Annotated in this window: 20 protein-coding genes and 2 pseudogenes; 17 read left to right on the top strand and 5 right to left on the bottom strand. The window is 46.0% G+C overall.

What is annotated here, in order from left to right; genetic code table 11:
• Positions 1-96: 96 nt before the first annotated feature.
• The 7 genes and pseudogenes from L990_RS07370 to L990_RS07400 all read left to right on the top strand — a co-directional run bounded on the left by L990_RS07370 (position 97) and on the right by L990_RS07400 (position 9,721).
• On the top strand, positions 97-840 hold the full coding sequence (locus L990_RS07370) for a lysophospholipid acyltransferase family protein (protein ID WP_047447059.1): 744 nt from the start codon (positions 97-99) through the stop codon (positions 838-840).
• 74 nt (positions 841-914) lie between these two features.
• On the top strand, positions 915-1,241 hold the full coding sequence (locus L990_RS07375) for a DUF1904 domain-containing protein (protein WP_047447062.1): 327 nt from the start codon (positions 915-917) through the stop codon (positions 1,239-1,241).
• 200 nt (positions 1,242-1,441) lie between these two features.
• Positions 1,442-3,271 (top strand): annotated as a pseudogene (locus L990_RS07380) (DNA topoisomerase IV subunit B); the annotation flags it as partial.
• A 146-nt stretch (positions 3,272-3,417) separates the two neighbouring features.
• Positions 3,418-6,072 (top strand): DNA gyrase/topoisomerase IV subunit A, encoded by a 2,655-nt coding sequence (locus tag L990_RS07385; RefSeq protein ID WP_052180827.1) that lies wholly within the window; start codon positions 3,418-3,420, stop codon positions 6,070-6,072.
• Between the two features lie 278 nt (positions 6,073-6,350).
• Positions 6,351-6,920, top strand: a complete 570-nt coding sequence (locus tag L990_RS07390; RefSeq protein ID WP_052180828.1) for a hypothetical protein — start codon at positions 6,351-6,353, stop codon at positions 6,918-6,920.
• A 573-nt stretch (positions 6,921-7,493) separates the two neighbouring features.
• Positions 7,494-8,006: a shikimate kinase gene (locus L990_RS07395; RefSeq protein ID WP_047447065.1), complete on the top strand. Its 513-nt coding sequence runs from the start codon at positions 7,494-7,496 to the stop codon at positions 8,004-8,006.
• Positions 8,007-8,044: 38 nt separating this feature from the next.
• Positions 8,045-9,721, top strand: coding sequence for a Na/Pi cotransporter family protein (locus tag L990_RS07400; RefSeq protein ID WP_052180829.1), 1,677 nt, complete (start codon positions 8,045-8,047; stop codon positions 9,719-9,721).
• Here L990_RS07400 and L990_RS07405 read toward each other — a convergent pair.
• Positions 9,718-10,434: an outer membrane beta-barrel protein gene (locus L990_RS07405; protein WP_047447068.1), complete on the bottom strand. Its 717-nt coding sequence runs from the start codon at positions 10,432-10,434 to the stop codon at positions 9,718-9,720. The genes L990_RS07400 and L990_RS07405 overlap by 4 nt on opposite strands.
• Before the next feature lie 186 nt (positions 10,435-10,620).
• Here L990_RS07405 and L990_RS07410 point away from each other — a divergent pair, with 186 nt between their 5' ends.
• The 7 genes and pseudogenes from L990_RS07410 (at position 10,621) to L990_RS07440 (ending at position 17,309) form a co-directional block, all read left to right on the top strand.
• On the top strand, positions 10,621-11,220 hold the full coding sequence (locus tag L990_RS07410) for a TetR/AcrR family transcriptional regulator (RefSeq protein ID WP_047447071.1): 600 nt from the start codon (positions 10,621-10,623) through the stop codon (positions 11,218-11,220).
• A 4-nt stretch (positions 11,221-11,224) separates the two neighbouring features.
• Positions 11,225-12,478 (top strand): TolC family protein, encoded by a 1,254-nt coding sequence (locus L990_RS07415; protein WP_047447075.1) that lies wholly within the window; start codon positions 11,225-11,227, stop codon positions 12,476-12,478.
• Between the two features lie 3 nt (positions 12,479-12,481).
• Positions 12,482-13,366 (top strand): HlyD family secretion protein, encoded by an 885-nt coding sequence (locus L990_RS07420; protein WP_047447078.1) that lies wholly within the window; start codon positions 12,482-12,484, stop codon positions 13,364-13,366.
• A 6-nt stretch (positions 13,367-13,372) separates the two neighbouring features.
• Entirely contained in the window at positions 13,373-14,302 is a 930-nt protein-coding gene (locus tag L990_RS07425; RefSeq protein WP_047447082.1) for an ABC transporter ATP-binding protein, read from the top strand.
• A 27-nt stretch (positions 14,303-14,329) separates the two neighbouring features.
• Positions 14,330-15,043, top strand: a pseudogene (locus L990_RS07430) (ABC transporter ATP-binding protein); the annotation flags it as partial.
• 9 nt (positions 15,044-15,052) lie between these two features.
• Complete coding sequence (locus L990_RS07435; protein ID WP_047447084.1) at positions 15,053-16,156, top strand: ABC transporter permease; 1,104 nt, start codon at positions 15,053-15,055, stop codon at positions 16,154-16,156.
• Positions 16,157-16,199: 43 nt separating this feature from the next.
• A complete protein-coding gene (locus L990_RS07440; RefSeq protein ID WP_047447087.1) occupies positions 16,200-17,309 on the top strand; it encodes an ABC transporter permease in 1,110 nt (369 codons plus the stop codon).
• A gap of 135 nt (positions 17,310-17,444) precedes the next feature.
• Here L990_RS07440 and L990_RS07445 read toward each other — a convergent pair whose 3' ends face one another.
• On the bottom strand, positions 17,445-18,056 hold the full coding sequence (locus L990_RS07445; RefSeq protein ID WP_047447090.1) for a porin family protein: 612 nt from the start codon (positions 18,054-18,056) through the stop codon (positions 17,445-17,447).
• 144 nt (positions 18,057-18,200) lie between these two features.
• On the opposite strand from L990_RS07445, the gene L990_RS07450 reads away from it, so the two are divergent.
• Positions 18,201-18,965 carry a hydrolase gene (locus L990_RS07450; RefSeq protein ID WP_047447093.1) on the top strand — a complete coding sequence of 255 codons (765 nt, stop codon included), beginning with the start codon at positions 18,201-18,203 and terminating at the stop codon, positions 18,963-18,965.
• Positions 18,966-19,124: 159 nt separating this feature from the next.
• On the opposite strand, the gene L990_RS07455 is transcribed toward L990_RS07450, so the two are convergent.
• Complete coding sequence (locus L990_RS07455) at positions 19,125-19,535, bottom strand: hypothetical protein (RefSeq protein WP_047447096.1); 411 nt, start codon at positions 19,533-19,535, stop codon at positions 19,125-19,127.
• 515 nt (positions 19,536-20,050) lie between these two features.
• Here L990_RS07455 and L990_RS07460 point away from each other — a divergent pair.
• A complete protein-coding gene (locus L990_RS07460) occupies positions 20,051-20,905 on the top strand; it encodes a hypothetical protein (RefSeq protein WP_156121421.1) in 855 nt (284 codons plus the stop codon).
• 141 nt (positions 20,906-21,046) lie between these two features.
• Positions 21,047-21,901: a DUF4493 domain-containing protein gene (locus L990_RS07465; protein ID WP_197057256.1), complete on the top strand. Its 855-nt coding sequence runs from the start codon at positions 21,047-21,049 to the stop codon at positions 21,899-21,901.
• 289 nt (positions 21,902-22,190) lie between these two features.
• Here the strand turns inward: L990_RS07465 and L990_RS07470 are convergent, their stop codons facing one another.
• Together L990_RS07470 and L990_RS20350 are read right to left on the bottom strand one after the other, a co-directional pair.
• On the bottom strand, positions 22,191-22,916 hold the full coding sequence (locus L990_RS07470) for a DUF6261 family protein (RefSeq protein WP_047447106.1): 726 nt from the start codon (positions 22,914-22,916) through the stop codon (positions 22,191-22,193).
• A 1,009-nt stretch (positions 22,917-23,925) separates the two neighbouring features.
• Positions 23,926-24,110: hypothetical protein (locus L990_RS20350; RefSeq protein WP_231562261.1), on the bottom strand; the 185-nt coding region annotated here is incomplete at its 5' end.

Consider the following 24,110-nt stretch of genomic DNA (forward strand, 5'->3'; position numbering starts at 1 on the left):
TTTGAGCTCTATTCCTTTTTGTCCGAATTATTCCGAAAAATGATGTAAAATTGTAGCGGGTTCAAAGGCTTGAGCTATTTTTGATGACACGAGAAGATGGAAACAGTAGTTGTTGTAATTTACCTAATCGCTTATATCGCATTATCTTGTATTTTGTTCATCCCTGCTTTGATCGTATGGCTTATCAATTTGCCGTTCGACAGGGAGGTTCGTTGGCTTAACAGCTACCGCTTTTGGTGGGGGCGGCTGTACTTTAACATAAGCCCCGGCTGGACCGTAAGCGCCGAAGGTATGGAGAACATAGACGCTACCAAGCAGTACATCGTGGTGATGAACCACCAATCGGCCCTAGACATTCCATTTTCAACCTTTATTCGATCGCAGTTTAACTGGGTGTCGAAGTTCGAGGTGCTATACATTCCTGTTATTGGATGGCTTATGTGGATGTGCCGAGACATTCCTATCAAGCGCGGAACCACCAAGAGCACCCGCATGATGATGCACGCCATATCGGAAAAAATAGCCAACGGGAAGTCGGTACTCCTTTACCCAGAGGGAACCAGAACCCGAGATGGAAAGGTAAAGCACTTTAAGGAGGGAGCCTTTGTGGTAGCCAAGAGCAACAAGGTGGGAATACTGCCGGTAGTTATAGAGGGTACCTTTGATGCGATGCCCCGCGGTAAGTTCGGGTTTAAGCTCTCCCAAGAGTTTAGAATGAAGGTGCTTCCGGAGGTTAGCTTCGAATCAATCAAAGACCTAACACCGCGCCAGGTGGCCGAGCAGCTCGAGGTGATGATGCGAACCGTGCATCAGGAGATGGCCCCCGAAAAGTACAAGTAGCATGTAATTTACGTCTTATCCCCGGCCATGCTTTTGGCCGTGTGGGGATATGCTTTATAAAAATAGAACAGAAGATGCCTTTGCTCAGATTTAAATCGGTTGACCAAGATAAGTTGGTTGCCATTAGCACCAAGCTGGTGGACGAGTTGGTTGAAATAGTTGGCTCTCCTCGCGATTACTTCAGCTTGGAGCATATCCCTTCGACCTTTATTATGGACGGACGAATTGTAAAAACCAACCCAATTGTGGAGGTCGCTTGGTTTGCCCGTACGCAGGAAATGCAGGATAAGGTGGCGCAATGCATAACCAACCACCTTATAAAGGCGGGGTATCTTACCGTTGATGTCTACTTCGTGAAGCTAAAGCGCGAGCGATACTACGAGAACGGAGAGCATTTTTAACATTCGAGGCATATGTCTAAAGGCTTGCCATATCGTCTATGAAGGTGGATGTGGCAAGCCTTTTGCTTCTAGGCCCTCCATTTTAATAATGCTTTAAATCTGTTGGGGTTGAGGCGGTACGTTAATAACTTGTTGATAATTTGTATTAACGAGCCACGCTATTTTCTCCTATATTTGCAATAGCAATCTATATAGCCAATATGACTGTAAACTATTCTGAAGATAGTATTCAGACACTCGACTGGAAAGAGCACATCCGTCGTCGTCCTGGTATGTACATCGGTAAGTTGGGCGATGGCTCTTCTCCCGATGACGGTATTTACATCCTGCTAAAAGAAGTGCTGGACAACTCCATTGACGAGTTTGCCATGGGCTTCGGAAAGAAGATCTCTATTAAGATTGACGATAAGACCGTGTCGGTACGCGACTATGGGCGTGGTATTCCGTTGGGCAAGCTGGCCGACGTTGCCTCTAAGATGAACACTGGAGCAAAGTATGACTCTAAGGCATTCGTAAAGTCGGTAGGGTTAAACGGGGTTGGTATAAAGGCGGTTAACGCCCTTTCTATCGACTTTCAGATTCAGGCCTTTCGTGATGGGCAAACTCGTAAGATCGTCTTTTCCAAAGGGGAGGTTATTTCAGACACCAATACGGTGGCCGATGAGAATGGCTTCTCCAACGGTACAGCCGTAAGCTATACGGCCGACGAGACGGTGTTTGGTAAGTACATCTTCAACTACGATTTCGTAGAGGCGATGATTAAGAACTACATCTACCTGAACACCGGCTTAACCATCGAATTTAACGGCACCAACTATACCTCGAAGAATGGTCTGCTCGACCTGCTAACCGATAACATCTCGGACGAGCCACTTTACGCGCCAATCCACCTAAAAGGGGAGGATTTCGAGATGGCCATTACCCACGGCACCTCGTACGGCGAAGACTATTACACCTTTGTGAATGGGCAGCACACCACGCAGGGGGGAACGCACCTTGTTGCCTTTAAGGAGGCTTACGTTAAGACTATTCGCGAGTACTATAAGAAAGATTTTGATGCCAGCGATATCCGTAACTCCATTGTCGCGGCCATTAGCATCCGCGTGATAGAGCCGGTATTCGAGTCGCAGACAAAAACCAAGCTGGGCTCTAAGGATATTGGTCCCGATGGCCCATCGGTACGTAACTTTGTTGTCGACTTTGTTAAGGAAAAGCTGGATAACTACCTGCATAAAAATCCAGAGGCTTCCGAGGCGCTGCTAAAGAAGATTCTGGAGAGTGAGAAGGACCGCAAGGCCATCTCTGGCATTCAGAAGCTGGCAAAGGAGCGCGCTAAGAAGGCCAACCTCCATAACCGAAAGCTGCGCGACTGCCGTTTGCACAATGGAGATAAGAATCCTCGTGCCGAAGAGAGTACGCTCTTTATCACCGAGGGTGACTCGGCGAGCGGTTCTATCACCAAAAGCCGCGACGTGAATACCCAGGCTGTGTTTAGCCTAAAGGGTAAGCCCCTAAACTGCTACGGACTTACCAAAAAGATTGTTTACGAAAACGAGGAGTTTAACCTGCTTCAGGCAGCCCTAAATATTGAGGAGGATATCGATAACGTTCGCTACAACAAGGTGGTTATCGCTACCGATGCCGACGTGGACGGGATGCACATCCGCCTGCTGCTTATTTCCTTCTTCCTGCAGTTTTTCCCCGATCTTATTCGTCGTGGGCACCTCTTCATTCTGCAAACACCCCTTTTCCGTGTGCGCAACAAGAAGCAAACCTTCTACTGCTACAATGAGGAGGAGAAGCTAGAGGCCATTGCTAAGCTGGGTGCCAACCCTGAGATCACCCGATTTAAGGGGCTTGGTGAAATCTCCCCCGACGAGTTCCGCAACTTTATCGGGGAAGATATCCGCCTAGACCCCGTGCGCCTTACCAAGGAAGATTCGGTACACGACCTGCTTCAGTTCTATATGGGGAAAAATACCCCCGAGCGCCAGGAGTTTATCATCGGCAACCTGAGGGTTGAGGAGGATGTGGTCGAAGATCTCGAAAAGATGGTTGAAGTGGCCGACGTGCTCGACGAAATTGAGCTGCTGGCCGAAAATATCGAAGAGATGACGCAGCGCCAAACGGCCAACGAATAGATATAGACAAAAATGACTACAGAATAGCTACATAGATGAGCGAAGAGCTGGACAAAAGTTTGGAAATGGAAGACGACTCAGTCAAATCGTCTAGTCCCGAAGAGAAAGCCCACTACCAGAAACTGTTGGGTGAAACAAAGAAGTACAAGCTATCGGGGATGTATAAGGATTGGTTTCTTGACTACGCCTCGTACGTAATTCTAGAACGTGCCGTTCCGCACGTAATGGACGGGTTTAAGCCTGTACAGCGTCGTATTCTGCATGCCATGAAGAAAATGGATGATGGCCGCTACAATAAGGTAGCCAACATCATCGGCTTTACCATGCAGTTTCACCCGCACGGCGACGCCTCCATTGGCGATGCGCTGGTACAGCTGGGGCAGAAGGACCTGCTTATCGACTGCCAGGGTAACTGGGGGAACATACTAACCGGCGACAGCTCGGCGGCCCCTCGTTACATCGAGGCGCGCCTCTCGAAGTTTGCCAACGATGTGGTGTTTAACCCCAAAACTACCGAGTGGATGGCCTCGTACGACGGCCGTAACCAGGAGCCGGTAACCCTGCCCGTAAAGTTCCCTTTGCTGCTGGCACAAGGCGTAGAGGGTATTGCCGTAGGCTTGGCTTCGAAGATCCTTCCACACAACTTTGTCGAGCTAATCGACGCTTCGGTAGCGCACCTGCGTGGTGAGGATTTTGAGCTTTACCCCGACTTCCCAACTGCCGGGATGATTGATGTTACCCGCTACAACGACGGGTTGCGCGGTGGAGCCGTAAAGGTTCGCGCCAAAATCAACAAGCTTGACAAGAAAACCTTGGTGGTAACTGAGGTGCCTTTCGGAAAGACAACCACGTCGCTCATAGAGTCGATTCTTAAGGCCAACGATAAGGGCAAGATCAAGATAAAGAAGGTGGACGACAACACCGCCCAGGATGTGGAGATCGTGATACATCTGGCCAACGATGTGAGCCCAGATATGACCATCGACGCGCTCTACGCCTTTACCGACTGCGAGGTATCCATCTCGCCCAACTCCTGCATCATTATGAATAAGCGCCCCTACTTTATGGGCGTTAAGGAGATACTTCGCCGCTCAACCGAGCAAACGATGCTGCTGCTTAAAATGGAACTCGACATCCGCCTGCACGAGCTCGAGGAGGGATGGCACATGTCGTCGTTGGAGAAGATATTTATCGAAAACCGCATATACATTACCATTGAGGAGTGCGAAACCTGGGAGTCGGTTATCGAAACCATCGACCTTGGGCTGAATCCGTTTAAGCCGCTGCTACGCCGCGAGGTTACCCGCGAGGATATCATCAAGCTGACGGAGATAAAAATTAAGCGCATTTCGAAGTTCGACACCAAGAAGGCCGATGAGTACATTCGCGGCATGGAGGAGGAGATGGACCAGGTGAAAAACCATCTGGCCCATCTGGTAGACTATACTATCGACTACTTCGAGAACATTCGCCGTAAGTACGCCAAGGGGCGCGAGCGTAAAACCGAAATCCGCAACTTCGACGTTATACAGGCAACTCAGGTGGTTGTGGCCAACGAGAAGCTGTACGTTAACCGCAAGGAGGGATTCTTTGGTACCGGCCTTAAGAAGGAGGAGTTTGTTTGCGAGTGCTCGGATATCGACGACGTAATTGTATTCCTACGCGATGGCCGCTACGTTATTACCAAGGTAACCGACAAGGGCTTTGTGGGCAAGGATATTCTTCACATTGCCGTATTTAAGAAAAACGACACCCGTACCATCTACAACGTGGTTTACCGCGATGGAAAGAACGGGGCGATATACATGAAGCGCTGCGCCATTACCGGCATTACGCGCGATAAGGAGTACGATATCTGCAAGGGAACACCCGGTTCCAGCATCCTGTACATGAGCGCCAACCCCAACGGCGAGGCCGAGGTGCTTAAGATATACTTTAAGCCACGTCCAAGGCTCAAGAAGCTTATTGTGGATCTCGACTTCTCCGAGCTGGCCATCAAGGGGCGTTCATCGATGGGTAACATCTTCACCAAGTACGCCATCCATAAGGTGGTGCTAAAGGAGAAGGGCGTTTCTACGCTCGGTGGGCAGAATATATGGTTCGACGATACGATACGTCGCCTAAACGCAGACGGACGCGGCACCCATCTTGGCGAGTTCCTTTCTGACGATAGGATTCTGGTAATTGCCAAAAACGGCACCTACTACACCACATCGTACGAGCTAACCAACCGCTACGAGGATGAGATACTTCGAATTGAGAAGTACGATTCGGAAAAGGTATTCTCCGTTACCTACTACGATGGCGAGCAGAAGTTCTTCTACGTGAAGCGCTGCACGCTGGAGCTCAGCGAGCGTCCGTCGGAGCTTATTGGCGAGCACAAGGCTTCGTACATCATAGAGGTTAACGACGACGACTATCCGCAGCTCGAGGTTGTCTTTGGTGGAGGCCATAGCGCCCGACCAATGGAGCATATCGACGTGGATGAATTCATTGGCGTTAAGAGCTCCAAGGCAAGAGGCAAAAGGGTATCCAACTACGAGGTGGGTAAGGTAACCTTTATCGAGCCGCTGGAGAAGGAGCCCGAGCCTACCGATGAGGAGCTGGAAGACGAGGAGGATGGACCTGTAGATTTAAGCCTCGATCCGGAAGATACCAGCAACGCCAAGCAGATGGACTTGGGCCTTTAGCCCCAGCATCGGCATCCGTAGAGGCATAAAATATCGAATCCCCTTCCAAAGCAGCATGCTTTAGAAGGGGATTCTTCTTTTACATGATGGTCTTGCCCCTGCAGCATCCCTGTTTCTGCGCTTGGGTTCGCTCTGCAGTGGTGGTATATTCTGGGATGCCGCCAAAAGAGGCGGTGGATGGGTGAGTACAAAATCGGGAAAAGTTGCTCTTATATAGGTAGAAACCCCCTTTTATGGATGGGATTTCTGCCTATAACTATAGCTAAATATATCTATCTATGAAAAAGCTTCTTTTCTTGCTCTCGGTACTTGCTCCGTTTGCTCCAAGTCGCACCCTTGCGCAGGAGGCCAGCGTCGAAAAATCTTTATGGCAGGTTCAAACCAGCTTTCTGGATATATGGGGAAGCAACGAGCGGCGCCTGACCAGCCAGCTTACCCTACGCGGTGAGGCTGGTTTTACGGGATACTTCTGGTACGGCTCCTTTTACCCTAAGTCTGGCTTTGCCATTGTACCCGTGCTTACGGTAGAGCCGCGCTGGTACTACAACCTCGAGAAGCGAAGCCGTATGGGTAAGCCTACTGATGGGAATAGCGCGAACTTTTTGGCCTTCAGCACCTCCTTCTATCCACGCTGGTTTCTAATCTCCAACTATCGCAACGTCGAAAGCGTTAACCAGCTCGAGCTTAGCGCGCTTTGGGGGATAAGGCGCAGCTGGAAGTGGGTAAACTTTGAGGTTGCCCCAGGAGTTCGCTACTACTACGCCTTTGCTAAGGCCGTAGGCTACGAGCGTAACGAGGGGCGCTTTACGCTTGCCGCCAGGCTTCGTGCAGGTATCAACTTAAGGTAAGCTACCCGGGCTGCCACAGGTGCCTACTGTACATTGTTTTAGGGGAACTATTGACGTTCAGAATTTAAAACTAGGTGTTTATTTGTTTGAGATTATTTGTACTAAGTCGGTTTCTCGAACAAAGTTTATGAAGATGTAAAAACGAGGGGAGTCTTGATTTTCGAGGTTCTCCTTGTTGTTAAGGTCGTTGATCCCTATAAAAAGAAAGAGGCAGCATTCACATGCGACCTCTTTTTTCCATTTGGGAATAATAAATGGTGACTTTACTTTAAAAAAATAAAGCTGGCTGTTGGAATATAAGGGATAAATTTAGTCAACTTTTATGTGTATACTCGTGGCAAAAATCTTGCCATTTGATTGCCTTCAAAATTATTTTAGTACATTTTTGCATCAAAAGGAAGTCAATCTACTACTTTAACGGATTAAAAAAGGGAAAGGTTCAAAATTGACTATTAAATAGTTTGAATTAGTTTAAATATAGTTGATGTAAGTCAGCCTTTCGTGGTTATCTATTTCCAAAATTATTACTACTTTACTCGAAAATCCAGCCATCGCTGCTTTATTTTGATTTATATGCGTATTTTTTTGATTGGCTTCATGGGATGCGGTAAAACTACAGTTGGAAAACGGCTGTCCTCCAAGTTGGGGTTGAAATTCCTCGATTTGGATCAGTTTGTAGAGGAGAAGTATGGAAAAACCGTTACCGAACAGTTTTCTGAGTTAGGAGAGCAGGGGTTTAGGGAGCGGGAGCGTGATGCGGTTGTTGAAGTTTCAACGATGATGGATGACGTACTCGTATCTACTGGCGGTGGTGCCCCTTGCTTTTACAATAATATGGATGTAATGAGGGAAAATGGCATTACCATCTATCTTAAAATGACCCCCAATGCACTTGCAAGCCGATTAAAAGGTGCTCGAAAAAATAGACCTCTGCTGCAGGGAAAAACTTATGAGGAATTGGTAGACTATATTGCCCTCACCTTAAATAATCGAGAACCTTTTTACGATAGAGCAAGAATTGTGGTTTCTGCATTAAGTATTGATGTTGATGGACTTGTTAATAGGGTGTATCATATCGTGAAATAGCTATCTACAAGGTCGATTGTTGTTGTGTTAATTCTAAAATGTATCGAAAAGTGCAGTACGGTGTTGTTGAAATATTAAATATTGTAGGTTCGCTAGCTTTGTTTCTTTATGGAATGAAATTGATGAGCGAATCGCTTCAAAAGTTGATAGGAGGCACATTGAAACGATTTTTGCCTGCAATGACAGCTAATCGGATTAATCAAATTTTTGCTGGTACTTTTTTTACGGCAGCCATTCTTTCTTCTTCTGCGGCTTCTGTTATGGTTGTTAGCTCTGTGAATGCTGGGGTTATATCCCTGTCTCAGTCGGTTGGCATAATATTGGGCGCAAATATTGGTGCTACTTTTTCTGCGTGGATGGTTTCTTTGCTTGGCTTTAAGTTTGGTGTAGATCTATTTACAGTTTCGGTATTGGCTATTGGAGTCCCTTTGGTCTTTTCTTCGATTGAAAAACGAAAAGCATGGGGAGGCGTTTTAGTTGGCTTTTCGTTGCTTTTTATCGGAGTTGCTATTTTAAAGGATGCAATTCCGTCATCTCGAATGGTAGAAATTGTCATTGATTTTGTGAGCCAAAGTGCTGTTTGGGGTTTTGGAGCAGTAGTTGTATTTTTATTAGTTGGCATGTTGTTAGCGCTTATTACTCGTTCGTCGAGCGCTATCTTTGTGTTTACTTTGGCCCTTTGTAGTCAAGGGTGGATCCCTTTTGCATTGGCAACAGCAATGATTTTGGGTGCTAATATTGGAACGGCAATTGTGACGAACTACATTGCATCCGCAGGGAATGTCTCAGCGCGAAGGTCTGCTCGTGTTCATTTTATTTACAATGTGTTTGCAACTTGCCTAATGCTGCTCGTTTATTCCATTGTAAAAATTGATGGAGTAGAGACGCTTTTTGCAGGTATGGATGTGGCTGTTGCTTTGCCTTTGTTTTATACCTCTTTTAACTTGCTAGTTGCAGCCATCCTTATCTGGTTTTCTCCTCAAATAGTGGCATCGTTGGTTAAATTTGGATTTAGGCCTCACGAAGAGGAAGATTTTCGTCTAAAGTATATCTCTATGGGCTTGTTGCATACATCAGAGATGTCGTTGTTGCAGGCAAAAAAGGAAGTAGGGGCTTACGGAGAGCGAGTGGTTAAGATGTTTGGGATGGTTCGAGAGCTATTTCAACTGTCGTATAATGATGAATTTGAAAGTCTTTACAGCCGAATTGCCTACTATGAGGAGAATTCAGATAAGTTAGAGGTTGAAATTGCTGCTTATTTGCGGCGAATTACGACTACGGACTTGAGTTCCCTTAGTCAACGAAGGATGATGGGAATGTATAAGGTCATAAGCAATTTGGAGAGTATAGCAGATTGTAATTATAGTATTGCCAAAACAATTAAACGAAAAAGAGAGAAAGGGGTAATGCTTGATGATGAAATGAGGTCTAATATCAACATCTTATTTGATTTGATAAGCGAATCATTGGGTATTATGCAAAAAAATTTAGAGATCGGTTATGCTGGCGTGGATTTGGGCAGCGCAAATGAAATTGAAGATAAAATCAATCAGTTTAGGAGCGTGATGAAATCGGAACATGCAATTTATCTCGAATCGCGAAGGTATAGCTATGAAACAAGCGTGTTCTATTCCGATCTATTTTCTGAGGCTGAACGGTTGGGCGACTACTGTAATTATGTGGCTGAAAACATAGCAGAGGTGAACGTTGATTAGAAGCCAAGAGAAACTCCTAATCGAAACGATTTTGTTCTAAACCCATTTCCATTTACAACATTATTGGCGCTAAGATCGGTAATGCCATAGGTTATACCTGCCGTTACGCTGATTTCCATGCTGCCTATTGGGTAACGAATTCCCGTACAAAAAACGCCGCTGGCCATCATGGTTTGAACTTTTTTGGAGACATCTATGAAGGTTGTTACAGAAGTGTATGTCCCATTGAAGTTGAGAATCCGGTTTAGTGCGGCCTGGGATTTTAAAATATACATGCCGCTTGCACCAATGCCAACAAAGAGTTCGGGATATAGGGAGGAAAAGTGATATTTAGCAATTACAGGAACCTCTACCCCATACATCATTAGGTCTAACGATTTGGTGTCATTCAGTAGTATAGAATTCGGATTAAAAAGAATCTCGGTTGGAACATTTTCTCCTCCAAGTGAGGCGAAGTTTGCTTCTACTTCAATACCGAAATCTGCAGGAAGCATATATTCAAAGAAGCCTCCTGCGTATATTCCCGTCTTAAACTGCGTGCCTTGCGAATTCTGGGGGATTAGGTTGCTATAGTTTGCACCGGCATTAACCCCAAACGAAATTGATTTTGACGTTTTGTACGAAAATTTTCTTCGTTGTGCAGATGTGTCTAGCGAGTTGAATAGTAGAAAGCATGTAAATCCAAGTAATATATTTCTTTGTAACCCCTTCATTCCTAGACTTTGTGGTTGATGTGTTGGCTTTTGTTCCTGAGATTTTATCTCAATAGGCTGCTAATATAGCTTATTTTAAAAATTTACGATGCAGATTGACTTAAAAGAATTTGCATTGTTTCTCAAATTATTTCTATATTTGACCAAATGGTTAAATCGAATAGTTAAACTAAATGGTTATGTGTTATGGAAGAAAAAACTGAAGAGAAAATACTAGATGCTGCAAAAAAAATATTTATAGAAAAAGGGTTAGATGGTGCTCGTATGCAGGAGATTGCAAATGAAGCAGGGATTAATAAGGCGCTTCTTCATTACTATTATCGATCAAAAAATCAGCTTTTTGAGGCTGTGTATGAGCAGGTCTTTAAGAAGGTGCTTCCAAAGATGTACGGTCTTTTTATGCAGGAAACATCTTTACTTGACATTATTCCTCAGTTTTTTGAGCTGCATATGGAGTTTCTTAAAAGGAATCCGTCTATACCACTTTTTATTTTAATGGAAATCAAAAAGGTTCCTGATTTTATGAAAAGGATGATGGATAAGAATCAAATTGACATGCTTGCTGTCGTCAAGGCTAAGGTCGCAGCGGCTGTCGATGCAGGGCTTATTCGTTCAATAAAAGGAGAGGATTTGATTCTAAATATGCTGTCGTTAAGTGTTTTTCAGTTTGCTGCTGCGCCCATGTATCAGGCTGTTGCCGGTATTACAGAAGAGGAGTATTTTGAAATTATTGACGAACGCAAAAAATCGTTGGCTGAGTTTGTTATAAACGCAATTAAAAAGTAAAAGTATGCGGAGATTTATACTCTTCTTGCTTTTCTGGGGTACTAGCATAGCCTATTCGCAAGATGTGAGGCTGTTGCAATGTTGGGAAAAAGCAGAACAGAACTATCCTCGGGCAAAGGATCGGGAAGATTATGAGAGAATTGCCAACCTGAGGGTGAAGAATTATAGGGCTGTTTATCTTCCAAAAGTCGATGTGAATGCTCAGGCAACCTATCAGTCGGATGTAACACAGGTAGATGCAAGTAGAATTCCAATTCCGAACTTTAATATTGGCTCGCCCGCAAAGGATCAGTATAAGTTAACGGCAGATATCAGTCAGCTGATTTGGGATGGAGGAGCGGCAAAAGCTTCCGAAAAATTGGAGATGGCATCGCTTTATGCCGATAAGCAGCAGGTTGAGGTGGATTTGTATAATCTAAAAGGACGTGTTGCGCAGCTATTTTATAGCGTTGCGTTAAAGCGGGAGCAAATTAAGTTGCAACGCGCCTTGAAGTCTGATCTTGATGAGAAAATGAAGAGAACGATATCAGGAGTGCGCAATGGGGCAACGCTTAAAGCAAACGAACTATTGCTTCGTTCGGAAATCCTGAAGCTAACACAGGAAATTAATGGTGCAGAAAATGAGATAAACGGATTGATAGATGCGCTTTCTATTCTTGTCGGAGAACCTATTTCTAGAATAGCCGAATTTGTATGGGTAGATGTTGCTATGACAGAGATTTCTAGGCCTGAGTATATGCTGTTTCAAAAACAGAAGGATCGGATAGAAATACTTAACGAGAGTTACACTTCTAAACGGATGCCAAAGATTGCGGCTTTTGGTCAGGTAGGATACGGAAAGCCTGGTTTGAATATGTTTAGCACTTCTTTTGATCCTTTTTACATAGTTGGGCTAAAAGCATCGTGGAATATTTTTGACTGGAATAGCACTAAACGTGATCGTCAGTCGCTGAGGTTGCTGCAAAATATGGTAGATACCCGTCAGGCTATGTTTGAGATCTCCCAGAAAATGGAGTTGGCACAGGAATCGTCTACTGTCGCAAAGTTCGAATCGTTGCTAAAGACGGATGAGGAGCTAATTACAGCGCGACAGGAAGTTGCTAAAGCGTATTCTGTAATGTATGATAACGGTGCAATTGATGCTGCTGATTACGTAGGCCGTCAAACTGAGCTGAAGCAGGCAGAGCTGAATAGGGAGATGCACAGGGTTATGCTGTCGTTCTCCAAAGTGAATATCAACATAATTAAAGGAAAGTAGACAATGAACGCACAAAAATATATTTTGCTGGTAGTTGCCGCATTACTTGCAAGTTGCAGTGGTAATGAGGAGAAGAATGACGCGTATGGAAATTTTGAGGCAACCGAAGTGGTGGTTTCATCGGAGGTGAGTGGATTAGTAACTTCTGCCCCCGTACTAGAAGGTAGCGAGGTCGTGGAAGGACAAATGCTTTGTACGATAGATTCGTTACAAAACTCGTTAAAGGTAGGGCAACTTGATGGTATGCGTGAGGTTACATCATCGAAAAAAGGAACTATCGAGGCGCAGATTGCCGTTCTGCAGGCTCAAAAGCAAACAGTGGAGAAGGACTTTGCGAGAATTTCGGCGATGCTTAAAGATGGAGCTGCGACTCAACGCGATTTCGATAATGTTAGCGGTCAGCTGAGCGTTATCAATAAGCAGATTTTACAGGCAAAAAGCCAGTTGGCTGGAATTCAAGGTGAACTGAAAAGTATTACCTCTCAGCAGTCGCAAGTGAAAGATCTTATTGGAAAGTCGGTGCTGAAGGCTCCTATTGCTGGAATCATACTAGATAAATACATCGAAAAGGGAGAACTGGCAGCCCCGGGTAAGCAGCTGTTTAAGTTAGCTAATACCAAATCTCTAATACTAAAGGTTTACGTAACAGGAGCCGTACTCCCCAAGGTGGTGGTTGGGAAGAGAGTCGTCGTTTATATCGACGAGAGTGCCAAGTCTGACTCTAAGTTGGAGGGCGTGGTAACTTGGGTTTCTCCTCAGGCGGAGTTTACGCCAAAGATCATCCAAACCAAGGAGGAACGAGTAGACATGGTTTATGCCGTAAAGGTGGAGGTGCCTAACGATGGTCGGTTGAAGATTGGAATGCCTGGTTCAGTTGTTTTTCAATAAAGCATTATGGCTGCACTCGTAATCGAAAATATACATAAGCAGTTTAAGGATGTGGAGGCGCTTAAAGGCGTTAACCTAGAGGTTGCCGAAGGCGAACTATTTGGATTGATAGGTCCAGATGGGGCGGGGAAAACTACGCTCTTTAGGTTGATTGCATCTCTACTCCAACCTTCATCGGGTAGAATAAGCGTGCTTGGGCAAGATTCAGTTGCCGACTATAAGTCTATTCGTAGGCAGATAGGCTACATGCCCGGAAAGTTTTCTCTCTATCAAGATTTGACGGTGGAGGAGAATCTCAACTTTTTTGCCACCGTATTTGGAACGACCGTAGAGGCCAACTACGAGCTGGTAAAAGATGTATACCATATGTTGGAGCCTTTCAAAAATCGGTTGGCAGCCAAGCTCTCGGGAGGAATGAAGCAGAAGTTGGCGCTTTCATGTGCGCTAATTCATAAGCCAGAGCTGCTGCTGCTTGATGAGCCCACAACGGGCGTGGATGCGGTATCGCGTAAGGAGTTCTGGGAAATGCTCAAGCGGCTAAAGGTTCGAGGCATAACCATTGTTGTTTCTACTCCATACATGGACGAAGCTAGCCTTTGCGATCGGGTGGCGCTTATTCAAAATGGAGAAATCATGAAGGTAGATTCGCCAGAGGCTATTACTGAACAGTTCGGCAAACCGATATACTCTGTAAGTGGTGGAGACATTTACTCTACCATAAAAATGTTGCGCGATATTCCCAATGTGGCTAGCGCCTTTCCGTTTGGGCAGGATGTTCATCTTGTAATTGGAGATAGGAGTGCTGAAGCGTTTGTTTTAAAAGAGGTCTCCATCCGAAACAGCTCGCTGTTGGTGACGCCAATTAAGGCCACCATCGAAGATTGCTTTATGGATTTAATGGGAGGAAATACCTCCTCAACAGTTAACAGCAAATAGAGGTATAGTATGGTAGAGCAACATAAAATAATCGAAGTAAAGGATATGGTAAAGAAGTTTGGTGACTTTGTGGCCAACGACCATCTTACCTTCGACGTATTTCAAGGCGAAATTTTTGGATTTTTAGGGGCGAACGGTGCTGGTAAAACCACCGCCATTAAAATACTGTGCGGGCTATCGTCGCCCACTTCGGGGGTGATTTCGGTGGCCGGTTTTGATGCCTTTACCCAGTCGGAGCAGATTAAGCGCAACATTGGCTACATGAGCCAAAAGTTTTCGCTATACGAAGATTTGACGGTGTACGAGAATATTCGTTTCTACGGTGGCGTATATGGCATGTCGATGAAGAATATTCGCGAGAAATCGGATTTGTTGCTTAAGCGTTTGGGGCTTTATGAGGAGCGGAATTCGCTACTCTCGAAGCTCCCGCTGGGCTGGAAGCAGAAGCTGGCTTTTTCGGTAGCCATTTTTCATGATCCTAAGATTGTGTTTCTTGACGAACCTACAGGCGGTGTCGATCCAGTAACCCGCAGGCAGTTTTGGGAGCTCATATACGAGGCTACCGAGCGTGGCATAACGGTATTTGTTACCACGCACTACATGGACGAGGCAGAATACTGCAACCGTGTATCCATTATGGTGGATGGGCGAATAGAGGCGCTGGATACGCCAGCAATGCTAAAGGAAAAGTACGAAGTAGAGTCGATGGATGAGGTATTTATAAAGTTGGCTCGTAACTAAACTTGGTGTATGAATAGGTTAGTAAGTTTTCTGTCGAAGGAGTTTAAGCATATTTTTAGGGATAGGCGCACCATGCTCATCCTTTTTGGAATTCCTATAGTTCAGCTGCTGCTGTTTGGCTACGTTATTACCAACGAGATTAAGAATGCCAACATTGCCATTTTGGACAAAAGCAAGGATGCTACCACGCAAAAAATTATAGCAGCACTAGGAGCGCCCGAGTTTTTCAACCATACCATTGATTTGACCAACGAGGCGCAGATACACGAGGTGCTCCGCTCCAATAAGGTGAAGATGGTCGTCGTTTTTGAGCCCAACTTCGAGCGAAATTTGGTGGAGCAGCATAAGGCGTACGTGCAGATTGTGGCAGATGCCACGGAGCCAAACATTGCAAGCTCGTCGGTAAACTACACCACCTCGATAGTCAATAAGGCGGTGAACGACATTTTTGGACAGGATATGGCCAAAGGGGTGATTGCCCAACCTCGGATGATTTACAACGAGCAGCAGATGAATGTTTACATGTTTGTGCCAGGCACCATGGCGCTTATTCTGATGCTAATATCCGCCATGATGACCTCCATTACCATTGCCCGCGAGAAGGAGAGCGGCACCATGGAAATTCTGCTGGTATCACCCTTAAAGCCATCGCAAATAATACTGGGAAAGGTGTTGCCCTACTTTTTGCTGTCGTTTATAAATGCGGTGGTTATCCTGGCCCTTAGCCGGTTTGTTTTTGGGTTACCGATGCTAGGTAGCTACGTTGTGCTGCTAGGCGAGAGCATGCTTTTCATCCTAATGGCCCTGTCGCTGGGGATTCTTATCTCCACCGTAGCGGCAAGCCAGCAGCAGGCTATGTTTATCTCCATGTTTGCGCTGATGCTTCCAACGATGCTTCTCTCTGGGTTTATTTACCCCGTAGAGAATATGCCCGGATGGCTTCAGGTTATCTGCAACGTTATGCCTCCACGTTGGTTCATTGTTATAGTTAAGGATATTATGCTTAAGGGGAGCAGCCTTGCCGGAGTGTGGAAGGAGACCCTTATTTTACTGGGCATGACCATTCTTTTTATAACCGTCAGCATAAAGAAATTTAAGGTTCGGTTGGAGTAGGGAGTCGTGCAAGATTTCCGTATCACGATTTAATTAGAAAAATATGCGAACAGTTCTATTCATATTGCAGAAGGAATTTCGTCAGATATTTCGAAACAGGAGCATGCTGCCCATCATTTTTGTGCTGCCCATTGTGCAGCTGCTGGTGCTCATTCAGGCGGTAACCTTCGATGTTAGCTCGCTGAACTTGGTGGTGGTTGACAACAGCAAAACCGCCGACTCGCGAGAGCTGGTGGGTAAGTTTGTCGGCTCTTCGTTTTTTAAGATGAAGGGCTACCCAGCAACCGTAGCGCAGGCTCAGCAGATTATCGATGCCAACGAGGCCGATTTGGCGCTGGTTATCCCTGCCGACTTTAGCGTGAGCCGGGTGCGTGATGGAAAGGTGGACGTGCAGCTGCTAATCAACGCCATTAACACCATGCAGGCCAGCTTGGCCAACGCCTACGGCAACGCCATTATCGGCGACTACAACCGCGCCTTGCTTCCTGCTGGTGCCAGCGATCAGGTGTATAAGGCCGAGGTGCGGCCGCGGTTTTGGTACAACCCCACGCTCGACTACAAGATGTACATGCTCCCAGGGATTTTGGTGGTGCTGGTTACGGCTATAGGCCTATTTCTGTCGGGGATGAACTTGGTGCGCGAGAAGGAGCTCGGTACCATTGAGCAGCTTAACGTTACCCCCATTAAAAAGTGGCAGTTCATTACCGGAAAGATTCTTCCCTTCCTGCTAATTGGCCTCTTCGAAATCTCGTTGGGGATTGCCATTGGGCGGGTGGCGTACGGGCTGCCCATTGTCGGGAGTTTGGGTACGCTCTACCTAACCGCGCTGCTTTACCTGCTGGTGGTAATTGGTTTTGGTACGCTCATTTCCACCATGTCTAGCACGCAGCAGCAGTCTATGTTTGTTAGCTGGTTTTTTATGATGGTATTTCTGATGATGAGCGGCCTCTTCAACATTGTGGAGAGCATGCCCGAGTGGGCCATCTGGCTGAATAAGCTAAATCCTATCGCCTACTTCATCCAGATTATCCGCATGGTGATGCTTAAGGGGGCCACCATTGTAGATATTGCCGTGCCGCTGCTATCGTTGGGCGTGTACGCGGTGCTGGTGCTGGTGTTGGCGGTATCGCTCTACCAGAAGAAGGCGGCTTAAAAAATAATGGCGGTTCAGCATTTTGCTGAACCGCCTACAATTCAAAAAATGATAGATCAAAACTTTCTTCTCTGGGGATTTTCGTCCCATCTCAGAATCTAAAAGTCTGCCTATTTGGGGTTGGTTTGGTATATCTTAAAGGAATATGCCTACCGTTAGGCTCACATTCCCAGGTTTTCCTACGCTAATGCTGTTTTGGGCACCCGTTAAGGTGGCCTGTTTCCCGAATCCTCCCTCGTAGCGAAGATCGGCTGTAAGCATCTTAAACAGGTCGATGCCGACACCTGCGGCATATCCCCACGACGAGCCGTTTAGGCTATACTTGTAGCCGTCGAAATTCTTAAAGGCGCTGTTTGCGCTGATGTTTTTGGTGTACATCGGGCCGGCGTTTAGGCGAACCGGGCCAAGCTTAAATCCAAAAAGAACGGGGACATTCAGCGTGCTTACCTCGTACTTTACGCCATCCGATGTGGCGCCTTTATTGTCCGTAATGCTAACGCTCGACTTCTGTACCGAGTAGTTAAGCTCTGGCTGCACGTAAATCATCAGCAGCTTAATCCGAGCAAATGCCCCAAATTGGTACCCAATCTCCCGCTTATCGTCAAAAACTTTGTAGCTGCCAGCCTTAAAGTTGTCGATATTGGGGGTGGTTTGGTTGATACCACCTTTAATTCCATACTGCAGCAGCTGGGCGTTGGCGGTAGTGGCAAGTAGCAGAACTACGGCTGCTAGGGCTAATCTTTTCATCCTCTTTTGTAACATGTTTTAGATGTAGGGGCAAATATCAGACCAAAACGGGCCGACTTTGCGTAAATGACATCCTTTGTAATACGTTGGTTAAAGAATCCGGACGGCTCATTTTCTTTTTTGTGAAGGATAATCCCCCGACTTATGAGCCGGTTAGGCGACGATCGCTGGCGTGAGTTTAGTGCTGAGAAAAGGTACGTGTTTAGCTCTTTTTTTAGGATAAGGGAAGAGACGTTCAGCGCGCTTTGCCCAAGTGGAGCGGCTCCTTGTTATTTTTTTGCAGCTTGGCATATTTCAGTAGATTTTAGCTACAATTTTTGGGTGGTTTTACGTACAACCAAGAACCAAAACCGAGTTGCCATGCGAATCGAAGGTCATAAAATCAGCCTAGAAGCCCAGTTTAACCGAGAGTGCTGGGATGATGTAGAGTTTGTGTGGAACCGCAAGCCCTTCATTCGGACGACAGTGGCCGAGGTGATGCACCATCCAATTGTCGATAATCTCGATACGGTAAACCAGAGCCTGCTCCATAAGGCCTACGCCATGAATGCTATTCCTGCCGACAACGATGCGCTGCTGCTGCGGCATCCCATCTCCTCGTGGAAGGAGGAGGTGCTGCTATCGGTTACCAAGCCGCTACCCGATGCCGACAACGTGGAGCTAACCGGCACCTTCCGAAGCCGCGTGTTTGAGGGCAAAAAAACGCAGCTGCGCAGCTTCTTTAGGCAGATGGAAGGCTTCCTCGAAACCCGAAACGAGCGCCCAGTTACCTACTATGTAAGTAAGGTGGCCAACACCCACAACCATAACAACGAGGAGATTTGCACCTACGTCATTATTGCGCAGGTGGCCAATATGGCCAACCATACCGAACCGCTAGATGTTGATCGCTGGTTTCCTTTTATGTAGTATCAGCCATACGATGTAACTGAACGGGAACGGCAGATGGTGGTTGGAAGTATTAGAAAGGGCGGATCATGCAAACGCCCCCATTTGATAAGTAAGGCAGGGCGGATAGGATAGTCGTTGGTATCCTATCCGCTTTTTTTTATGAAATGTATACCGAGATTATTTTATGGTATCGCGGCGTACCTCTAGCGCATATTTAAACTCAACCGTTTCGTTGGCTTTTATTTTGAAGCTATGATAGTCGTGGCATACGTAGTTATATCCTCTTCGGAAAGGTAACATCGCACTGTAATTGCCTTCGGCCAGTTTTATGCTAACCTTACCATCCTTGTCGGGGTAGTAGGTCATCGATTCTTTAACTCTGCAGGTGTCTTGTTTGAAAATATGGATGCTCCTGAACGTGATTGATTGGGGGAGCTCCTGCAGCTCAATATTCAAGTAGCCATACTGAACTTCTTTTTCGGGGATAGGGGCTACCGGGCCAATCAAATCTTCCTTTTCTTTTTCCCTAGAGCAGCTGGCGGCGCCAATTAGGGCAACGGCCAGCAAGGCTAGCAGCTTATTTTTCATCTATTTTATGTTAGGTTATGTTACGTATTCGATTCTCGAATATTGATGCTCCAATTTAAAGGTTGCTTTGCTGATGTCAATCTAAAACATTGTGAATGGCATAAAATGGGTATTGAATGGCATAAAATGGGTATTGAATGGGAGTGTGCCCAGTTTGTGCAAACTAAAAACTCTTGGATGCTATATTTTGCCCTTTAAATGTTGGTAAGTTAAGAATGCAAGAATTTTGCACCTTTAATGAAGGTATTTATTTGAATAAGACCTCCTCTTTAAGCTAATGAATTATGTCGCTATAGGAGTAGTTTTGTTTAATAGAGCAAAAAAGAAGCTGGAATTACATGTGAATCTAAGGGGAAAAGTATCCTTATATTTTAGAATATAGGCTTTCTAACGCATCCTAACCGAAACTTTTGAAGTTACTATAAGAATTAACATAGGTAACACTGTGTGTATGCGTTAGCCTACGGTGGTATGGATATTGAAGGTTAAGAGGAGTGATTGATAATAGAGCCTATATGCGAAGTAAATCAGTTCTCCTATTTTTAGCTGTCGTGATAGCACTTGTTGCTGCTAGCTGCCAAGCTGATGATTTGCAGATATCGAGCAGTAGCGACGAAATTCAGGTTTCCTTTAATGTTGATGATTTTAGGCAGGAGGTAACTCCAATGCCAAAGGCAGTATCAAAGGAATCCTCCAAGTTGTTATACTATAGCTACTACATATATTCAGAGGGAGGCGCATTGGTAAAGTCTGGGCGCAGAAGTATTGAAGATCCAAACTATACCTTGTTAAACGTTTACCTGAAACCGGGCAAATATTTTGCGTTGTTTGTAGGGAATAATGTGGTAGAAAATGTTGCCAGCTACTGGAAGGCAATAGTTAAAGAGCCAAGTCCTTCTGGGGAGGCTTCATTCGGAGCAACCATTAGTTTTATCGTTGATCCGGCTGGTTCTAAATCGCACGATGTAGTTATGAAGCGGCTGGTTGGCCGTGTCGACGTTGATATTCAGGACGAAATTCCCAAAAAATTTGGACGCCTCGAAGTTAATGTTCTGCTATTCCCTCAAGAGTATTCGCTTTCGCTAGGCAAAGCCTATAAGGCAAAAAGCAACGTGAAGATGAGCTTTACATCTAGGCAGCTGCTGGATAAAGAGGTGTGGTTTTACAGCTTTTCGAACAGCGAAATCTGGAACAAGGAACTTCAGTTTACGGTTTACAACACTAAGGGGGAGGTAATTTCAAGCAAACGGGTTCCTAACTTAATTGTCAAAACAAACTATCTCACTAGGCTAACGGGGAATATGTTTGATGGTTCTGATATTTTTACCGTAAGCATAGATAGTTCGTGGGATGGTACAATCGATATTTAGTTTCTGATATAGGTAGCAGCTGAGGGCGGATAACCCTCAAACGCTATTTAGTCTATGTTTCACAGGGCGATTATTGCTGAAGATGTTTTGCTGTACGTAAAGGTACCTTCTTCTATGCCCATAAATGCAAATTTAAATCGTATGAAAAAAATCATTACTTCACTCGCTGTAGCGAGCCTATTTTTCATGTCGTGTACAAAGGATGCTGATGTCCTTACGCCACCATCCGCAACGTATGAGGTTAAATTCGGGGTTTCTGCGCTATCAAGCAACACCTATGAAAAGGCTTCAAAAGAGGTTGAAGCTCCAGATAAAGTGCTAGACAGCTACACCATTTACATCTACGACAGTAATGGGGCTCTTAAGGATAGTATCCGTAAGACAAAATCGGATAGCAACTACGGACAAGCATCAATACGCCTGCAGGAAGGGGTGTATAATGCGGTGGTAGTAGGAAACAATACCATTAAAGCACCTGCAAGTAGCTTCGATGCTGCTGTTATCGAAGAGTCGTTTAGTAAAGAAACCTTTTCGGCCATTCAGCCATTTAAGGTGGTTGCAAATGGGACAAAAGATGTTGCAATTACGCTACGACGTACGATTGGGCGTGTTGAGCTGAATCTTACCGATGAATTCAAGGAAACGTACAAAACGCTAAAGGTAACGTACAGCAATGCCCCGGTTAGTTACAGCTTAGCCCATTCGGCAACTCTAGCAACCAAAGATTTCGAAATTTCCGAAAAGCTCGTTAATGACAATCTTGTTGATGCTGCTTTTTACTCGTTCGGGAATGAGGCGAATGCCGCTGGTAAAACAATAGTTATCGAAGCTTACGATAGCAGCGACAACCTGATTGTCTCCCGATCAATTGGCAACGTAACCATACTTCCTAACCATATTACCAAAATAACCGGAAAGATATTTGACGGTAATGCCGACTTTGTTATTACCGTCGATACGGCATGGGATGATGATATCAATATTCCGATAGAGTAGCAGATTCTAACGGCTGCTGCTGCTCTGTAGCAAGTAGGGCGTAGGACGAATACCTCGCCTTGCAGCCGGTTGCGGTAGCCGAAGAATCTTCTGATATATTTCAGCTGTACGCATTTTGCTGGTTAAACTTGGGTTTAGAGCGCAACATGGCCATATCAACGATATATGGCCATGTTTTTTTGTATGGGATAAAAACGCCATAGCGCAATCCGCCCTTATTAAACGAAAAAGCGCAGCAGGATGCCCCACCGCGCTACAGCTTTACCGGTACCTAATAAGAGGGTACTACCTACTTCTTCTCCTTCTGCTTAGCGCGAAGGGTCGATTTAGTACGTAGCTTCTGGGTGTATTCGGCATCGAGCTGCTGCAGAACGCTGTCTACCTTGCTCCACTCCGAGGTGGGGTCGGCCAAGGCGTTGCCCGATACCTGCAAACGAAACTTGCGGATGGCCACCTCCAGCTCCCCGCGAAGGGTGTAGGCTGCATCCACATTAATACGCTCATCCTTTTCCTCGCGTCGTTCCTGGAACTTCAGGTCAAACTCGGCCTGTACGGTCGCGAGCTCGTCGAGGATAGGTTTAATGGTAGTTTTGGTCACGTCCGAGGCGTACTCGGGGCGACGAAAATCGTTAAGCATACTCTTGATGGCGGCCGACTCCTCGCCGTGGGCAAATTTGGTCAAGCTCAATCCACCGTAGGTTTCCAGCTTAGATAGCAGGTGCGTTGCCGCCTCCACCATCGAGCTATCAGAAGAAAACGTAAGGGCCAGCGTGGTGTAGTAGCACCATTTTACCAGCCTATCGCGATCGATATCCAGCGTAACAATGGGGTTGGTGAGCATGCTCTTACCATCCTTTTTAAACCCATCGTCGTACTTGGTAAATAACGTAGATAACCCAACAAACAAGGGCGACTTGGTCACCGTTGTTGCCCCATGCTCCTGCGCATGGGCGATCGTCTGCGAGGCGTACTCGTAGAGCTCGGAGGTGTTCATCTTAGTTACCGCTGCATTCATAACTGTAAGTTTTAGATAAAATGCATTGTCACATATGGTATCAAAGTAAAGCTGCCTGCACGTGGGCTTCGGGCTGTGCTGGCCCGTTGCCGGTTGGTTACCGCTTCTGCGGGCGGTCTCCTAAAGCCTACCTGGCGGCTGGCCACCAGAGGATGCGGTACGCCTCTTTCTGGAGGTTTTGTCCAAACCGAGCCGTTCGGTCGGCTCACTTCTGTAGGAAAAATGGTCGCCAACGGCTCCGTGATCACTTTTCCTGCAGGATTTGCCCTCCCGGAGTGCTCCGTGATCACTTTTCCTGTAGGATTTGCCCTCCCGGAGTGCTCCGTGATCATTTTTCCTGTAGGTTTTGCCATCCCGGAGTGCTCCGTGACCACTTTTCCTGTAGGATTTGTCCTCCCGGAGTACTCCGTGATCATTTTTCCTGTAGGATTTGCCATCCCGGACGGCTCCGTGATCATTTTTCCTGTAGAAGTGAGCAGACCGAACGGCTCCGTCACCTCACTTCTGTAGAAGTGAGCCAACCGAACGGCTCCGCGAGCTCACTTCTGCAGAAGTAACCTCACCGAACGCGGCGGACAGAAGGCTCCTTCGAGCATTTCCTGCTGCGGCAACTTAGTGGCCCACCTGCTGCACCTATTCTTCGCCTACCTTTCTGTTGTGGATTTCGGGGCTACGCCCGCCAAAAGAGATGCCTAACTTATATGTATAGTTTCCGCTATCGGTTGATAGCAATATGCTTACCCTGCTAATTTAGCAAATTTTTAAAAATGCAAGTGGTGGTGCGATATTTTTTTGGGGGGATGCCCATCGCTTGGCTGCCCCAGCTGGGTGATTCCTTTTTTTGGGCAGGATTTACCCTGTAGGCAGGTGGGGGGAAGCCCTTTTTTTTTGCGCCCTTTGGCCGATTTTTCTGAAAATAAGAATTTAACATTTTCGGGAAAAATCAGAAAAGTAGGGAAATCCCCTATGGAATGTGTCGCCAATTTGATGCCGGTCAAAAAGGGGCCGTTCAGACTTCTTTTGTAAAACAGCTAAGCGCCCCCTCCCAATTAGCTGAAAAGGGCAGCGGCTTACGACCCTTTAATAAAAGTATGCCAAAAAATGGGCGTAAGCCCCGCGCTGTCAGCCCGCTACCCGACGTAATTGGCCTTCCAAAAAAAGCGGCTAAAAGTATGGATTTACCTAATTGAGCCG

Source organism: Alistipes sp. ZOR0009 (genome assembly GCF_000798815.1).
Classification (GTDB): domain Bacteria; phylum Bacteroidota; class Bacteroidia; order Bacteroidales; family ZOR0009; genus Acetobacteroides.

Coding starts and splice junctions, on each gene's coding strand:
- L990_RS07370 (WP_047447059.1), top strand. CDS start 97: ATGGAAACAGTAGTTGTTGTAATTTACCTAATCGCTTATATCGCATTA.
- L990_RS07375 (WP_047447062.1), top strand. CDS start 915: ATGCCTTTGCTCAGATTTAAATCGGTTGACCAAGATAAGTTGGTTGCC.
- L990_RS07385 (WP_052180827.1), top strand. CDS start 3,418: ATGAGCGAAGAGCTGGACAAAAGTTTGGAAATGGAAGACGACTCAGTC.
- L990_RS07390 (WP_052180828.1), top strand. CDS start 6,351: ATGAAAAAGCTTCTTTTCTTGCTCTCGGTACTTGCTCCGTTTGCTCCA.
- L990_RS07395 (WP_047447065.1), top strand. CDS start 7,494: ATGCGTATTTTTTTGATTGGCTTCATGGGATGCGGTAAAACTACAGTT.
- L990_RS07400 (WP_052180829.1), top strand. CDS start 8,045: ATGTATCGAAAAGTGCAGTACGGTGTTGTTGAAATATTAAATATTGTA.
- L990_RS07405 (WP_047447068.1), bottom strand. CDS start 10,434: ATGAAGGGGTTACAAAGAAATATATTACTTGGATTTACATGCTTTCTA.
- L990_RS07410 (WP_047447071.1), top strand. CDS start 10,621: ATGGAAGAAAAAACTGAAGAGAAAATACTAGATGCTGCAAAAAAAATA.
- L990_RS07415 (WP_047447075.1), top strand. CDS start 11,225: ATGCGGAGATTTATACTCTTCTTGCTTTTCTGGGGTACTAGCATAGCC.
- L990_RS07420 (WP_047447078.1), top strand. CDS start 12,482: ATGAACGCACAAAAATATATTTTGCTGGTAGTTGCCGCATTACTTGCA.
- L990_RS07425 (WP_047447082.1), top strand. CDS start 13,373: ATGGCTGCACTCGTAATCGAAAATATACATAAGCAGTTTAAGGATGTG.
- L990_RS07435 (WP_047447084.1), top strand. CDS start 15,053: ATGAATAGGTTAGTAAGTTTTCTGTCGAAGGAGTTTAAGCATATTTTT.
- L990_RS07440 (WP_047447087.1), top strand. CDS start 16,200: ATGCGAACAGTTCTATTCATATTGCAGAAGGAATTTCGTCAGATATTT.
- L990_RS07445 (WP_047447090.1), bottom strand. CDS start 18,056: ATGAAAAGATTAGCCCTAGCAGCCGTAGTTCTGCTACTTGCCACTACC.
- L990_RS07450 (WP_047447093.1), top strand. CDS start 18,201: ATGAGCCGGTTAGGCGACGATCGCTGGCGTGAGTTTAGTGCTGAGAAA.
- L990_RS07455 (WP_047447096.1), bottom strand. CDS start 19,535: ATGAAAAATAAGCTGCTAGCCTTGCTGGCCGTTGCCCTAATTGGCGCC.
- L990_RS07460 (WP_156121421.1), top strand. CDS start 20,051: ATGCGAAGTAAATCAGTTCTCCTATTTTTAGCTGTCGTGATAGCACTT.
- L990_RS07465 (WP_197057256.1), top strand. CDS start 21,047: ATGAAAAAAATCATTACTTCACTCGCTGTAGCGAGCCTATTTTTCATG.
- L990_RS07470 (WP_047447106.1), bottom strand. CDS start 22,916: ATGAATGCAGCGGTAACTAAGATGAACACCTCCGAGCTCTACGAGTAC.